At 69.0% G+C, this 13,321-nt stretch carries 19 protein-coding genes; 17 read left to right on the top strand and 2 right to left on the bottom strand.

The genetic code is table 11. From position 1 onward, the window contains the following. The first annotated feature begins 3 nt into the window (after positions 1–3). From ASF71_RS03940 to ASF71_RS03870, 16 genes are all read left to right on the top strand, one after another. The gene (locus ASF71_RS03940) at positions 4–2,232 is read left to right on the top strand and encodes a hypothetical protein (protein WP_056295336.1); all 2,229 of its coding nucleotides are present in this window, start codon (positions 4–6) and stop codon (positions 2,230–2,232) included. Next, on the top strand, positions 2,225–2,416 hold the full coding sequence (locus ASF71_RS03935; protein ID WP_056295335.1) for a hypothetical protein: 192 nt from the start codon (positions 2,225–2,227) through the stop codon (positions 2,414–2,416). The genes ASF71_RS03940 and ASF71_RS03935 overlap by 8 nt, the downstream gene beginning before the upstream one ends. Positions 2,417–2,478: 62 nt before the next feature. After that, entirely contained in the window at positions 2,479–2,730 is a 252-nt protein-coding gene (locus ASF71_RS03930) for a hypothetical protein (protein ID WP_156372590.1), read from the top strand. Continuing rightward, a complete protein-coding gene (locus ASF71_RS03925) occupies positions 2,727–4,634 on the top strand; it encodes a hypothetical protein (protein WP_056295329.1) in 1,908 nt (635 codons plus the stop codon). The genes ASF71_RS03930 and ASF71_RS03925 overlap by 4 nt, the downstream gene beginning before the upstream one ends. 8 nt (positions 4,635–4,642) lie before the next feature. Next, positions 4,643–5,248 (top strand): hypothetical protein, encoded by a 606-nt coding sequence (locus ASF71_RS03920; protein WP_056295326.1) that lies wholly within the window; start codon positions 4,643–4,645, stop codon positions 5,246–5,248. Positions 5,249–5,320: 72 nt separating this feature from the next. Further along, positions 5,321–5,764: a hypothetical protein gene (locus tag ASF71_RS03915; protein ID WP_056295323.1), complete on the top strand. Its 444-nt coding sequence runs from the start codon at positions 5,321–5,323 to the stop codon at positions 5,762–5,764. Further along, the gene (locus tag ASF71_RS03910) at positions 5,764–6,834 is read left to right on the top strand and encodes a hypothetical protein (protein ID WP_056295320.1); all 1,071 of its coding nucleotides are present in this window, start codon (positions 5,764–5,766) and stop codon (positions 6,832–6,834) included. Before ASF71_RS03915 ends, ASF71_RS03910 begins: the two co-directional genes overlap by 1 nt. An 11-nt stretch (positions 6,835–6,845) precedes the next feature. Further along, complete coding sequence (locus ASF71_RS03905) at positions 6,846–7,184, top strand: XkdW family protein (protein WP_162243077.1); 339 nt, start codon at positions 6,846–6,848, stop codon at positions 7,182–7,184. After that, positions 7,162–7,359, top strand: a complete 198-nt coding sequence (locus ASF71_RS23420; RefSeq protein ID WP_156372589.1) for a hypothetical protein — start codon at positions 7,162–7,164, stop codon at positions 7,357–7,359. The genes ASF71_RS03905 and ASF71_RS23420 overlap by 23 nt, the downstream gene beginning before the upstream one ends. A gap of 96 nt (positions 7,360–7,455) precedes the next feature. Further along, the gene (locus ASF71_RS03900) at positions 7,456–7,866 is read left to right on the top strand and encodes a hypothetical protein (protein ID WP_056295313.1); all 411 of its coding nucleotides are present in this window, start codon (positions 7,456–7,458) and stop codon (positions 7,864–7,866) included. Next, entirely contained in the window at positions 7,853–8,368 is a 516-nt protein-coding gene (locus ASF71_RS03895) for a hypothetical protein (protein WP_056295310.1), read from the top strand. Before ASF71_RS03900 ends, ASF71_RS03895 begins: the two co-directional genes overlap by 14 nt. Continuing rightward, entirely contained in the window at positions 8,358–8,657 is a 300-nt protein-coding gene (locus ASF71_RS03890; protein ID WP_056295306.1) for a hypothetical protein, read from the top strand. Before ASF71_RS03895 ends, ASF71_RS03890 begins: the two co-directional genes overlap by 11 nt. After that, positions 8,654–9,400, top strand: coding sequence for a hypothetical protein (locus ASF71_RS03885; protein ID WP_056295301.1), 747 nt, complete (start codon positions 8,654–8,656; stop codon positions 9,398–9,400). Before ASF71_RS03890 ends, ASF71_RS03885 begins: the two co-directional genes overlap by 4 nt. Then, positions 9,401–10,021, top strand: coding sequence for a hypothetical protein (locus ASF71_RS03880; RefSeq protein WP_056295297.1), 621 nt, complete (start codon positions 9,401–9,403; stop codon positions 10,019–10,021). A 188-nt stretch (positions 10,022–10,209) separates the two neighbouring features. Continuing rightward, on the top strand, positions 10,210–10,764 hold the full coding sequence (locus ASF71_RS03875; protein WP_056295293.1) for a hypothetical protein: 555 nt from the start codon (positions 10,210–10,212) through the stop codon (positions 10,762–10,764). Between the two features lie 48 nt (positions 10,765–10,812). Continuing rightward, complete coding sequence (locus ASF71_RS03870; protein ID WP_056295292.1) at positions 10,813–11,124, top strand: hypothetical protein; 312 nt, start codon at positions 10,813–10,815, stop codon at positions 11,122–11,124. Between the two features lie 114 nt (positions 11,125–11,238). Here ASF71_RS03870 and ASF71_RS03865 read toward each other — a convergent pair whose 3' ends face one another. After that, positions 11,239–12,018, bottom strand: coding sequence for a helix-turn-helix domain-containing protein (locus ASF71_RS03865; protein WP_056295289.1), 780 nt, complete (start codon positions 12,016–12,018; stop codon positions 11,239–11,241). A gap of 64 nt (positions 12,019–12,082) precedes the next feature. Next, a complete protein-coding gene (locus ASF71_RS25640; RefSeq protein ID WP_082505501.1) occupies positions 12,083–12,262 on the bottom strand; it encodes a type II toxin-antitoxin system HicA family toxin in 180 nt (59 codons plus the stop codon). 111 nt (positions 12,263–12,373) lie between these two features. Here ASF71_RS25640 and ASF71_RS03860 point away from each other — a divergent pair, with 111 nt between their 5' ends. Further along, positions 12,374–13,306, top strand: coding sequence for an NAD(P)/FAD-dependent oxidoreductase (locus ASF71_RS03860; protein ID WP_056295284.1), 933 nt, complete (start codon positions 12,374–12,376; stop codon positions 13,304–13,306). Positions 13,307–13,321 lie beyond the last annotated feature (15 nt).

Raw genomic sequence — 13,321 nt, 5'->3', positions numbered from 1 at the left:
CCCATGCCCGTGCTGATCCTGGGCGGCCGGGGCCGCAGGGCGCCCAAGACCCGCGTCTTCAGCGGCCCGGTCGTCACCGCCACGGTGCAGCGGGCTTTTTCCGGGCCGGTCGTCACGGCCACCACGGCGCGCGTCCGGGCCTTTAGCGGCGTCTACGTCTCGGCGACCACGCTCGACCCCAACACCATCCCCCTACCGCCCCTGCCGGACGGCGTGGGCAGCGCGGCCTACGTGGTGACGCACCTGGGCCTACCGCAGGAGGCGGCGAACTACTCGGTGAATCTGCGCGAGGCTGAGGCCGCTGCCCGTCTGGACGCCACCCTGCGCGGTCGGGTGGGCCTCTCCGGCGAGCTACTGCTGACCGTGGCGGTGCGCAAGGGCGAGCAAGTCTACCGGCAGACCTATGGGCCGTTCGGGGCGCTGGCCTATACCTACACCAAGACGCCAACTGGCTGGACGACCCAGGCCACTTCGGCGGACCTGAGCGCGGCCGACACCGAGGAGGACGGCACCCTAGCCGACCCATTCACCGAGGAATATCTCCTCTGGGAGAGAGAAAACGATCTGACCAACGAGCAGCGCGCGATCAAGGCCAGAAATGATGCGCTCGCCCAGCGGGAGGCCCGGCAGCGCCAGGCTGCGGCGGAAAAGGCCGTACAGAAGCGCCTCGACGCCACGAAAGATCCGGCCACCCGCAAGATCCTGCGGCGCCAATTGCGCGGGCTCCAGCGGCAGGTCAAGCCCCCACCTGACCGCCGGCATGTGCCGGTGCAGTCGGTGATCCAGCTCGCGCTAGGCGCCCTGGGCCTGCCGTTCGTCCTGGGCGGCCCACTGCCCTACAGCGGCGACTTCTTCTGGGCGAGCGACGACACGGGCGTACCGTTCAACGGCGGCATCCTGGTCGGCACCTCGTTTCAGGTCAAGGGGAAAACCCCGGTCCAGGTCCTCGACGAGCTGCTCAGCCCCATCGGCTGGCAGGTCGTCATCAAGTTCGGGCGGGCCTACATCGGGCCGGGCGAGGCGCTCGAGGAGGCCACCAAGACGCCTGGCCTGCTGGAGCTGCCCAGCGACCTGCTGACGGGGCTGAGCATCGAGCAGGTCAACCCGGAGGCGGCGACCGGCAACGGCAACCGCCAGTTGCCGCGCAAGGTGACGCTGACTGGGGCCAGCACCCGCAAACGCCTCGCGCCACTGCCGCCCGAGCGCGACGAGGACGGCAACGTCACCGACCCTTCAGACTTCGGGGCCTTGCGGGACGCCACGTTCAGTGGCGAAACCACCGTGCAGGGGTACGGCGCCGATGGGCGGCAGCGTCTAGAGAGCCGCACGACCTGGAAGAAGGTCAAGGAAGACGGCCTGCTCCGGCGCGAGGAATCCACCACGCATGCGATGGTGCCAACCGGGGACCTGATCTACTCCGGCGGGCAGTTCGGCTATGTCGCCGAGGTCTGGCAACTCACCGAGGAACGCGCGACCAGTTACACCTACGGAGACGGCCTGTACCCGCAGGCACTCACTGAACAGATCACGCGGGCCAGTGCCTACGCCGAGCCGGTGCGCCGGGTGCTGGCCGACGCCGAGGTCACCCGCATCACCCAGGAGTGGCACGCCGAGGGCTGGCTGCGCCGCAAGGTCACGACCTCGGACAAGCTGGGCGAGTGGCACACCTCGCAGAGTGAGGACGGCCGGAGCATCGACGTGTGGGTGACGCGCGTGCAGGAGGTTGAGGTCGAGGAGTGGACGAACATTGGCGCGGAGCAGTGGAAACGCACCGTCACCCGCTCACGCCAGAGCCTGTGGCCAATGTACGAGGACGGCGAGCCGGCTGACCCGGAGCGGCGGCGCAAGACCGAGACGCTGGTGGACGAGCTGACCGAACAGGGTCCGGAGCGCGCCCCTGAGCCCGAGGAGTTGCCCGACGACGAGGACGGCGAGGATAACGACGTGGAACCCGGCGAGCCCTACGATGAGGCGATCAGCGCCGAGTTCTCACCGGGTGGCCGGGCAGTGGCGGTAACGCGTAGCGCGCCCTGGGCGACGAGCCTGGAGCTGAGCTGGCTGGACAACATCGTGTCGAGCATCCGCCGCGCGCAGCCCGCCCAGCGCACCCGGTACGAGGTGGCCGCGCCGCCCCGCGTCGAGGTGGGCACGCGGGTCAAGGACTTCAACTTGTCCGGCTCGGCAGGCAGCGTGCGGGCCACCATCACGGTGGAGGAGGCGAGCAGTGTGTAAGAGCGACACGAAAGAGCCGGCCGCGCGTGACGGCCGCGTGACCGGACAGCTCAGCGGCAGGACGTTTCAGGTCAGTGTGCCCAGCATCGGGCCGGTGGTGGCCCAGGACCGCACCGGCCGGGCCTCACGGGGCAGCGTGGTGACCGTGGTGCAGGTCCAGGGGGGCGCATGGCGAATTGTCTGATGCGCCTGCTGGGGCGGTGCTGCGACTGCGGGTGTCAGACCGAAGGCTGGGAAGAGCGCCGGGTGACCGGACTCGCCGGACGCACCGCCCTGACCGCCCAGGGACCGGTGCGCCTGCGCCCAGGGCACCACCCCCGACCCGGGCAGGCCATCGTGGTGACGGCGAGCGGGGTCAGCACCGGGGCCACCCGGCAGGCCCGCAGCGAGATCCGGCCCACCGATGACGACCCGTTGGCCGTGCCTGTGCCCTCCTTCGACTCCCCCCAGCGCCCCGGTTTCTGGGGCCTAATCACCAGTGGGGGCGGTGAGTCGTGAGCCTGCACCTCCCCCGCACCGACACCGGCGGCGTGTTCGGCGGCGAGTCCGGCCCAGCCCCGGCCGCCCAGACCACCGTGGTCCTCGACGACGGCCGGCCGCAGGACCTCAGTGGTCTCTGGGCCATTGACCACGACGCGCGCACCCTGCGCCGCCTCCAGCTCTCCGACACCCTGGCCCCCGACCTGGACCCGCCCGCGCTGGCGCTGGAGCACACGGCGGCCCGGCGCCGTGAGCGTCCCCCGGTCACCCGCTATCCCCAACCGGACGGCAGCGAGCTGGTCGTGACCGACTGGATCTACACCAACGGCGGCGCGGTGGAAGTGGACGAGCGCGCCGCCGGGCAGGATACCCGGCGGCATTACGAGGAGGTCCGGCACTACGACGGCACCCGGAGCGAGGCCGACCTGCGCACCGACACTCGCCCCGTCACCGCCTCCGATTGGCGCTGGCAGACCAACCTGGGCACGGTGGACGCGCCGATGACCCGCACTGGGGTCGCATACCGGCGTGCCGTCCTGCGCCGCTGGAACACCGACCCGGACGACCTGTTCACCCTCGTGGACACCGTGATCATGGCGCTGTACGAGGACGTGCGCCTGGACGGGGACGTGGGCGTGGGCTGGCGCAACACCGGGGACGACTACCGCACCGAGGTGTTCCAGGTGCGCCGGCAGGAGGTCACGGGCGGGCAGGTGCAATACACCTGGGTGGACCTCTGGGTGCCCATCGCCACCCTGGAGCGTCAGGCTCAGGCCAGACGCCCCGAGGACGCCGTGCCGGTCCTGCTGCGCGGCGCGGTGCGGTACTACGTCACCCGGCAACTCGGCGACGGGGCCCTGCTCCTGCGGGACACGGTCCGCCCGGAGTGGCCCGAGGCGCCGCCAGAACCGGGCCCGCGCTTCGTGGCCGCCGGGGGGCAGGTGCGGGTGGAGGGACCGCGCACCGACAGCCCGCAGCGGCTCGGCCAGGGGGACATCCTGACGGCCTTCGGGCAGACGTTCAGCGGCGGCACCTGGGCGGCCTTACGGGACGTGCCCACCCGTGATGCTCAGGGCGCCGTCACGAACTGGGACACGGTGCTCGTGCTCCACGCCAGTGCCGACACGGTGACCGCGGTGCGGCAGGACGGGAGCGCGCAGACCTGCCCGCTGACCGTGTTCGAGGCCGAGGTGCTGCGGACAGAGCTGGGGGCCTTCCGGGGCTTCTCGCCGGTTGGTAGCTTCTCGAATTCCTGGCCCGCCCACTGGGCCTGGGCCCGCTGCGCCGGGGAGGGGCGCGCCCTGGTGATGCATGAGGCGTGGCGCGACAGCTACAAGAAGGGCGCCCCACCCGGCAGCCCGGACCACTGGACGTGGCGGGAGCGGCCCGGCAAACGCCCGGCCACCCTGCCCCCCAGCGCACCCACTGCCCCACTGCGCCTCACCCTGGCCGACATAGCGGCACCCGTGCTGCACGACGAACCCCTGGCCCGCCCCGCCCCGCCGCTGCTGCTGCCAGTCACGGCGACGGTGGGCGGGCGCGATGTGCGCCGAGCGGTCGCCAAACGCGTCCTCTACCCGCCTGCGCAGTGGCCCGAGGAGCTGGACGACCGGGCCGCCACAGGCGGCCCCCTCGCGCTGACCTTTGCCCTGCCCCCACTCCTCCCTGGGCAGGTGCGCGGCGCGGCGTTGCTGCTGCGACTCAAGCTGCAGTCAGGGGTAGACACCCTCACGGTCAACGGCCAACCCATCCTCCTCTCGAAACTCGGCCACAACGCGGACACGGCGCGCGGCTGGCACCCCTACGTGGTGCCGGTGCCAGTCGCCCCCACCTACACCCTGACGTTCCGGGGGCGCTGCTCGCGCGCCCTGCTGTGCGTGCGGGGCTGGACACCCCAGACCGGCGGCGATGACGCCGGCTAAGGAGACACATGATCCCCAATCCCATCCTGCTCGACGTGACGCCAACGGGCGGCTTCGTCCTGCCTGTGCTGGCCGGACGCGGCGGCCTGAGCGGGTATCAGCTGCTGGGCCTGGACGGCCCCGGCACGGCCGAGCTGAGCGCCGACAGCGGCGTGACCTGGGCCGAGCTGGTCTACCCCTACACCCTGGCTCCCGGCGAGCAGCTCCGGCTGACCCGCACCGACAGCGGCCCCGTGCTGACCACGCTGCGCGCCCTCGCCCCGGTGGAGGCCCCGCCCACGCCCGGCGGTGACACCGGCCCCAGCCCTTACCCCGAGCTACTCAGTGACGTCCCGGTGAACCTGACCGCCCCAGTGGCGAGCCCCGTCACCGCCCCGGCGATCTACCGCGTCGAGCTGGAAGCGGCGGCGGAGCTGGCGCTGTCGGTAACGGGCAGCACGGACGTCTACATGTCCGTCGAGGCCAACTGGCCGCCCACGATAGACCCGGTGGCGTTCGCAAGTGCGGGGCAGGACCCGCTGACGCTGAGCGTGCCCCTCGGGCCGGGGCGCTGGTATGTGACGCTGAGCGGGACCAATGCGCCCGCCCCCGTGACCCTAACCGCGAGCTGGTAACCCTGCCCCACTCCTGCCTCCATCGACCCGGTCCGGTGGGGGCGCTCGCATTCCTGGCCGGGCGAGGTGACAATGAATCTGCTCCGAGATCTGGCAAACCTCTTCAACTACAGCAGCGTGATGCTGACCACGCGGAGCCGGACTGATCTGACCAAGGCGGTGCCAGTCACGTCCGATGATCCCCTGCCGATTGTGATTGTCAGGGACGAGACGGGGGGCAGCTCTGGAGATGGAGGCAGCGCGCCGACCGTCACGCAGACCTATCCGCCCGAGGCCCTGACCGTGGGCAGCACGGTCGCGTCCCTGACCGTGCCCGCCGGGGCCAACGCCGCGACGGTGCATGTGGTCTCGGGGGCGGTGCGGCGCAGTATCGAGGGCATCCCCTCGGCCACCACCCCGGCCCTGGGCGTGGGCGACAGCGAGGAGATCCGGGGTGACGAGTTGAGCGCCTACCGTCTGATCCGGGACGGCAGCAGTGACGCCGCCCTCTACATCGAATACCGGACGGTGGGCTGATGGGCACGATCAATAGGCAGCCGGTGGCCGCTGCGCCGACGACCCGCCCCCGGCTGTCCAACGTGCGCGCCCGAACCCTGGAAACCTTCGCGTTCTGGCAGGTCAACAGCGGCGGCTTCGACGCGAACGTGCAGACCTGGGATTTTCTGGTCAACGTCCCGTTGGTCTTCGATCAGTTCACGATGTCGCCGCCGGAGATGGCGGGACGGCAGATCGAGGTCCTGACAGATGGGGTGGTCGTGGCGTCAGGGGTCCTGGTCGCAGGCGCCCAGCTGAGCTTGAGCGCGCCGGTGACGGTGGGGACCGGTAAAACCCTGCGCGTCCGGCTGACCCGCACCGCTGATGGCGACGTGTACGTGGGGCAGCGGGATACGTTGCCGGCGGGTGCGGCCGTGGCGGGCGGCGCGCTGAAGTTCGTGGGGGCGAACACCAACAACTATGCCCCGGCGATGCGCTGGGCGCTGGGGGCCGACATGCCCAAGAGCGTGGACGGCCCCCTGGATGCCTCGGACTTCCCGGTCGTGACCTCGCTCGACCAACTCCTGCCCGGTCAGGCGGCGCTGCTGGACAACGGCACCGACCCGCCCCGGCTGGTGCGCAAGCGGCTGGACGGGACCCTGACGCCCCTGGCAAGTGAGGACGCGCGGTACAGTCCCATCACGCTCAGCACCAACGGCTGGGAAACGTTCGTGGTCAACCTCGAGCCGACGACGTGGAAGATTGCCCGAGGCCTGGACGGCGAAATGACGCCCACCTACATCGTTCCCACCCTGCTGCCGGCGCAGGAGGGCCACCGCTGGGAGGTACAGGTCGAAGGCTTTATCCGCCTCCAGGTGGGCAAGCCAGGCACCGTGTACGTCGGCATCCAGTGTGCCGGCCTGGGGGGCGTGAGTGGCGGCAAGTTCTTTCCGGTTGCCGGTGAAGACCTGGTGCCGATCATGCAGCGCATCCCAGTCAACTCCGGCGACCGGGTGTACTTCTCGCTCTATACCCTCGCGGCGGGCGGCGACGACATCCTGGTCCTCCCGAACCCCAACCCCAGCATCATGCTGCGGCAGGTGCGACTGTGAGCCTCTCGGTGGTGCTCCGGTACCTATACCCACAGGCCGACCCGCTGCGCGACTACGTGCTGGGCGACGAAGGCCTGGGCGATGGTCCACAGATCGTTGCCTGGACCCTGGACACCCCCCAGCCCACACCGGAGGAGCTGGAGGCCGCCCTACCTGCTGCCCAGGCCCGGGCGGCGGACCAGGCAGAGATGGACGAGGTCGGGGCGGAGCTGGCCGAACGGTACAGCTTGCACGCCCGCGCGCTGGCCCTGCGGAAGGCCCAGACCGCCCAGGAAATCGAAGAGGAGGCCGCCAGCCTGCTCGCCTACCAACAGGAGATCCGAGACCGTGCCACGACCAGTCCTTCCTAGACGCTGCGACCTCTGCCCTGAACGCTGCACGAAGCAGCCCTCCGGCTACTGGCTGTGCGACCCGATCACTGGAGGTTGCGGCTGGAGCGATGACCCGGGCACCATCCAGCCCCAGGCCGCCACGCCCCAGGTGGTCGAGTTGACGCCGGCCAGCGAGGCCCCCGCCGAGAGCTGAGAGAAATCACCAAAGAGATAAGCTCACGGCTCTTTGTCCCGCCCCAGCGCCCGGCCTGGGGCGGTCTTCATTTCTGCCGGGCAGAAAGGAACTGCCATGAAACGACACCCCGCCCTGCTGCTCCTCGGCGTGGCCCTGCTCATCCCAGCCGCTGCCGTCGTCGTCGCCACTAGCCCGCCCGGGTGCCGCCTCCAGGTCATTCCGGATTACACCTGGGCCGTCACCTATAAGGCCGTCCTGCGCCTGAGCCCCGGCTGCACGGATGGCACCGTCCTGCGGGTGCGCAAGAGCAGCACCCAGAACGTCCGCCGCGATGGTGCCCCCTACCAGCCCATCAAGCCTGCCCAAGGCGCCTGGAACTTCGGGAAGACGTCCACCGTCCCGAAGAACGAACTCTGGACCGTCTACACCTGGCGCTGGGAATGGTGGGACGCCCAGGCCTGGAATCCCCGGACCCAGGCACTCGGCCGCTGGACGGCTGCGGAGGTGCTCAATGCCACGCCTTAAACCCGCCGCGGAGCGCCTCAAGCGTGCCGCCCTGTACACCCTGCGGGCCGGGCTTCCTCTGGGGGGGGAGTTCTGGGACGGCGTGGCGTGGTTCGGGCGCATGGTGCTGATCGTGGTGCACCTGTCGTTCGCGCTGCCGGCGCTGTACCGGCCGAACACGCCGCTGCTCCTGACCAGTTACAGCGCGTTCGACGACGTGGTGCCCTTCACCTGGTGGGGCCTGATCGGGTTGGGCATCGCCTTGCTCCTCTGGCTGCTGCCGCCCCGGGTGCCCTGGGGCATCCTCAGCACGACCATCAGTGCAGGGTACCTGTACTTCGTCGCCGCGCTGTTCTGGCAGGCGGTGGGGTCGATCAGCGCGGTGAACCTGTACTTCAGTGCAGGCGCCCTGTCAGGGCTGCTGCTGATGCGGGCGCTGTGGGCCTGGTTCGAACCGCAGCCCTGGTTTCGAGAGCACGTCCTGAAGCGGCCCGTCCCGAAAGTGGGCCGTCATGGCGGATGAGCAGACCAAGGACGCCCTGAGCACGGCCGCGACGTGGCTGGGCGGGACGGGTGTTCTGGCCGCCGTGGGGGTGTTCCTCAAGGGGCTGCTGACGGGCGTGACCGGGCAGGAGAAGGAGATCCGCAGCGCCCTGCAGGAGGAGAACAGGCGCCTGCGAGAGCGGGCGAAGTACGCGATGGAGTGGCAGGACCTGTGCAAGCGCGCCCGCTGGGAGGCTGAGAAACTCGGCTACGACCCTGGCAAGTGGCCCAATGATCCGGACGAACCGGAAGACGAGGACACCCCATGAATATCGCTGCACCACAGACGGCCCGCGAATGGCTGGCCTACGGGATCGAGCGGGTGAAGGACGGCTACCCCATCAAGCGGTGGTCGCCCGACACCATCACGGTCGGGGGCCGTTGCGCGCAACTCCAGCGCGAGACGGTCGAGGGCTGTCTCAACCTGAAGGAAAACTCCTGGGAGGTCGCCCTCCTGGCCCACGAGTTCCGCAAGGCTCGCCAGGGCGTGGACCGCTGGGCATCGGATTACGAGCAGGCCGCCCGCAAGCTGGGCCTCGTCAAGACGTTCGCCGAGTCGCGGCTCGGGGACATCTTCTACTGGCCGTACACGGCGTACATCACGGTCAAGGGCAAGCGAATCCCCCAGGCCTACGGCCACACAGCCATGAACGCGGGTGTGATCAACGGCAAGCTCCATGTCCTGGAGAACAGCGACTGGGCTCCGGCCCGCCGACAGCAGCAGGGGGCGAGGCTACCGCTGGGCCTGAAGGCACACGTGTACCTGACGCCACTCGAGCTGCTGGGGCCGCCCACCACGGTGATCACGCCCACGAGCGAGATGCTGCATGACGAGACCCGCATCGTGGTGCCCGCGCCCAGGCCGCAACTGGTGCTGCCCAAGGGCTGGTATCCCACCCGCTACCCCACCGTCGACAAGGCACTGACCGGGCGCTACGTGAGCATCCAGCTCGACGGGCAGGAGCCGGTGGTGTTCGAGGTGCCCGCCGATCGGGCGAAGGAGTTGAGATAAATGGACCTGATGAATGGAGACGCGCTGGCCTGGCTGCAGGCGGTGGCGGGGAATCCGGTGCTGCTGGGGCTGTTCGTGTTCGGGCTGGTGGCGAGCGTGAAGCGCAGCGTCGAGCAGAAGCAGGCGGCGGCGAAGGCGGCCGAACAGGAGGTGCGTGAGGTCTCCCCGAATGCCTGGCGGGTGCTGGCCTTCGTGGTGGGGCTGGGGGGCAGTCTCGCGCTGCACGCCACCACAGGGCGGGCAACGTTCGGGCAAGGCTGGCTGGGGGCGGTGCCGTTCGGGCTGCTGGCCGGGCTGATGAGCATCATTGGGCGGGACGGCCTGAAGACGGTGGCGTCCTGGGTGGGGTTGGGCGGCCTGCTGGGGGCCACGGTGGGCGCGGCGTCAGCGGGGGCGTCGGCGGGGCCACTGCCGCCCGGGCCGGGGGTGGTGAGCGAGGCGGCCGCGCAGACCACGCCACAGCTCACCCCGGCCCCCATGCAGGAGCTGCGCCCGGCCAGCGAGGCGGATCTGGCCCGGATGACGGGCGTATTCCCGGACGTGCCGCTCGGGCGGCCAGCACCGGTGTGGCTGGGAGCGGCCACGGAACCGGAACTGGACACGGGGCCGGGGCGGGTCTAGCCCGGCTGGAACGGCACTTCCAGCCCTGGAAATTGCGGTGTTCTCGCTGCAATTTCGCCACAGTTGGCCCGTCATGTTCGCTGCGGCAACACGTCGAGTCGGTCATGTTCGCTCTTCGGCCGATTCGTCGACACGTTCTCCCGGCCCTGCCTCTGATGGTGGGGCCGCTGCACATCCAGGAGCCTGCCATGACCCAGACCACGACCATCGCCGAACTGAACGCCGCCCTGCTGGCCGCCTACCGCCGCTCGGGCAGCAGCCTCCGCATCCCGACCCAGGAGACCTATCGGATCGCCGAGCCCGAGCCGTTCACGCCCCGCGAGGGCAGCGTCATCATTCCCCAAACCCTGACCGTTTACCTCCCCACCACCGTGGCCATCAGCGAGGAGCAGCTGCTCGCGGTCGGCGCCGTGGTCTGGCCCTTGATCCTGGACGGCCTCGCGCAGACCCGCCTGGCGCTGGCCGACCGCAAGCTGTCCCTGATCGAGGCGGGCGCGCTGGGCACCACGCTGCTGGGGATCGTCTCGAAGGCGGTGGTGGCCGGGGCGCCGCTGCTGCAGGACGGCAATGCTGAGCGCCTGGTCGGGCTGCTGTTCGGGGTGGCCTGGAACCGGTACGTGGTGCCCCGGCTGCCCGTGTGGCTGCGGCCGCTGGCGCCGGTGGTGTACGGGATCGTGGTGCGCGGCCTGGAGGATCTGTACCGGGCCGTGATCAAGCCGCCGAAGCTGGTGCCCACGCCCTAAGAAAAACCCAGAGGCACCAGACCTGGAAATCTGGCAGCATTCCCCGGTATGGATGGGCCATTCCTCGAGGCTTTAACGGAGCTACAGGACTATGAGGTCTTCGGTTCCTTCGCGGTCGTTGAAGGTCTGGTGCGGTTGGAGCGTATCGCTAAGGCCGCCCTTGCTGCGCATGTCACGAGTGATGAGCTTCGGGCCGCCGCTCGGCATGTGATGGATCGATATTGGAACGACACGGGTTCCTCGCCGGCCTTTCTGGAACGTCGACGTGCTGAGGTGCTGCTGCGGCTCGATACCATGCTGGACCATCTGGAGTGGGAGGAGCAGAGGAACCAGAGTGACCAGAGTCATTCTCTGAATTGACTGTCTGGCGAGGCTTATGCTGTGTCCCTCGGTTCGGTGCGGCGTTGCCCTGAACGAGTTGCCCCACCCTGCCCTGGCTTCGGCCTCGGCGGGGTGGGGCTTTTTTCGTTTGGGTCAGAGGTGGGGATGGGGGGCCGGATTCTTCTTCGGCTCGAAGCCCAGATACACGGCCGTAAACTGCAAGGTGTCGACGTGGCCGGTCAGCGCCGCCGGGCGGCCCTGGTCGTCAGTGCCCTGGACCGTAATCACGGGACTGTGGGGGGTCGGGCTGCTCAGATCATCAGCGCGGCTGCTGAAGTTCACGCCTGTCCCGTCGCTGGCGATGGCGCGGAGCTGCACCCGGAGATGGCCGTGGTAGCTGAGCGTACCCGCGCGCTGGCGGTCCTCTTGCGGGATGACAGATTCCGAGAGGGCGTGGAGGCGGTCTTGAAGGGCGGTTTTCTTGTCAAAGTTGGTGACGGGGACTCCGAGGGCCTCGCTCAGCTTGCGCAGCGTTTGCGTGTTGTGGCTCCAGTAAAAGAAATTCTTCAGGCGAGAGATACCGGCCGGGCTGGTGCCCATGCGCCGGGCGATCTCGGTGTCGGTCAGGCCGCTGCGGTCGATGGCCTCACTGATCGCCACGCTCTCAGGGTTGATGGGGGCCGGCGTGATGCGGGTGACCTGTTCGGCCGAGAAGGCCTCCTGAAGTTCGGCGGGCAGATCGGTAAAGCTCTGGAAGATGCCTGCGGGGACGGTCCGGCCCTCCAGCTCCAGGTAGTGGATGGCGAAGGCGGCACCCTGCTCTAGGCGCTCGCGCACCTGCTCCGGGCTCTTACCGGTCACGGAGACGTTCAGCTCCGGAACGAGTCCACCGTGGGCAGCGCCGTCGTGTTCGATGATTGCCAGATAGTCCATTACGTTTCTCCTTGAGGTGCATGAAGTTCGGGCGGATGGGGTGGGGGCTTTCGCCCCCCGTTCTCTATTTCAGGCCCAACCGTTTCAGATAGACGTGGAGTAAACCTTTTGATACGTCGTCTGAGTTGCTGCCTGCGATTGTTTCTGTCTCACCATCCTTTTGCCATTGTTCGTGGCTTCCGTTCTGTCTTACGACTTCCCATCCTGCTTCCCGGAAAAGCTTTCTTATCGCTCTATATTTCATGCACCTCCCCTTACCTAAAGTTTTATCATCCGTGATAAAAAATGTCAATAGGGGAAGGGCAGAGACGGCAACCTTGTCCCCTGACCTGATCGCCGGACGTTAGGCTGGGTCATGCCCCACGATCCGACCGCGCCCTATGACGTCCTGATCATCGGTGGGGGCTTCGCGGGCCTCAGCGCCGCCCTGTACACCGCGCGGGGCATGCGCCGGGGCGTGCTCTGCACCGCAGGCCCGAGCCGCAACGCCGCCGCCCGGCACACCCACGGGTTCCTGACCCGTGACGGTGCCAACCCTGCCGAGTTGCTCCAGGCGGCCCGCGACCAGCTCGCCGAATACGATCTGCCAGTGATTGAGGCTCAGGTCATCAACATCACGGGCGAGAACAACGCCTTTACGGCCTGGCTTGCGGACGGCCGCACCGTCAAGGCCCGCAAGATCATCCTGACGACCGGCGTACAGGACATCCTGCCGGAGATTCCGGGCCTCCAGGACGAGTGGGGCCAGGGCGTGCAGCATTGTCCCTACTGTTACGGGTGGGAGGTCAGTGACCAGCCGCTGGCGCTGTACCAGCCGGGGCTCGCGGGGAGGGACGGGGTGCAGACGATCCTGTACCACCAGAAGCTGTCGCCGGACTTCCTGGTGTGCAGCGACGGGCCGCTGGACTTCACGCCCGAGCAGCGGCACCTGCTCCAGGACCTGGGCGCCACACTGATCGACAGCGCGCTCGAGCGCGTCGAGGGAACAGAGGCCGGCGTGCGCCTGCACTTCGCAGACGGCACAAGCGCGGAGCGGGCCGTACTCTACACGCATGGGGAACGCCGACTCCGCGCCGGGCTGGCCGAAGCGCTGGGCTGCGAGATGACGCCTATGGGGATCAAGGTGGACCCGCTGAACCACCGGACCACGGTGCCGGGCGTGTACGCGGCCGGGGACGTGAGCAGCGGCAACCAGGTGGCCTTCGCGGTGGCCGGCGGCGGGAAGGCGGCGATGCAGGCGGCCTTCGAGATCTTCTACGACGATCTGCCGGCAGCCGCGCGGGCATAAGACAAGAGAGGCCCC

It is taken from the genome of Deinococcus sp. Leaf326, from assembly GCF_001424185.1.
Classification (GTDB): Bacteria; Deinococcota; Deinococci; order Deinococcales; family Deinococcaceae; genus Deinococcus.
This window is presented reverse-complemented; position numbering and strand designations above follow the sequence as displayed.

Bases quoted from the DNA above. Each gene is read 5' to 3' on its own strand.
- ASF71_RS03940 (WP_056295336.1), top strand. From the start codon at position 4: ATGCCCGTGCTGATCCTGGGCGGCCGGGGCCGCAGGGCGCCCAAGACC.
- ASF71_RS03920 (WP_056295326.1), top strand. From the start codon at position 4,643: ATGATCCCCAATCCCATCCTGCTCGACGTGACGCCAACGGGCGGCTTC.
- ASF71_RS03915 (WP_056295323.1), top strand. From the start codon at position 5,321: ATGAATCTGCTCCGAGATCTGGCAAACCTCTTCAACTACAGCAGCGTG.
- ASF71_RS03910 (WP_056295320.1), top strand. From the start codon at position 5,764: ATGGGCACGATCAATAGGCAGCCGGTGGCCGCTGCGCCGACGACCCGC.
- ASF71_RS03900 (WP_056295313.1), top strand. From the start codon at position 7,456: ATGAAACGACACCCCGCCCTGCTGCTCCTCGGCGTGGCCCTGCTCATC.
- ASF71_RS03895 (WP_056295310.1), top strand. From the start codon at position 7,853: ATGCCACGCCTTAAACCCGCCGCGGAGCGCCTCAAGCGTGCCGCCCTG.
- ASF71_RS03890 (WP_056295306.1), top strand. From the start codon at position 8,358: ATGGCGGATGAGCAGACCAAGGACGCCCTGAGCACGGCCGCGACGTGG.
- ASF71_RS03885 (WP_056295301.1), top strand. From the start codon at position 8,654: ATGAATATCGCTGCACCACAGACGGCCCGCGAATGGCTGGCCTACGGG.
- ASF71_RS03880 (WP_056295297.1), top strand. From the start codon at position 9,401: ATGGACCTGATGAATGGAGACGCGCTGGCCTGGCTGCAGGCGGTGGCG.
- ASF71_RS03875 (WP_056295293.1), top strand. From the start codon at position 10,210: ATGACCCAGACCACGACCATCGCCGAACTGAACGCCGCCCTGCTGGCC.
- ASF71_RS03870 (WP_056295292.1), top strand. From the start codon at position 10,813: ATGGATGGGCCATTCCTCGAGGCTTTAACGGAGCTACAGGACTATGAG.
- ASF71_RS03865 (WP_056295289.1), bottom strand. From the start codon at position 12,018: ATGGACTATCTGGCAATCATCGAACACGACGGCGCTGCCCACGGTGGA.
- ASF71_RS25640 (WP_082505501.1), bottom strand. From the start codon at position 12,262: ATGAAATATAGAGCGATAAGAAAGCTTTTCCGGGAAGCAGGATGGGAA.
- ASF71_RS03860 (WP_056295284.1), top strand. From the start codon at position 12,374: ATGCCCCACGATCCGACCGCGCCCTATGACGTCCTGATCATCGGTGGG.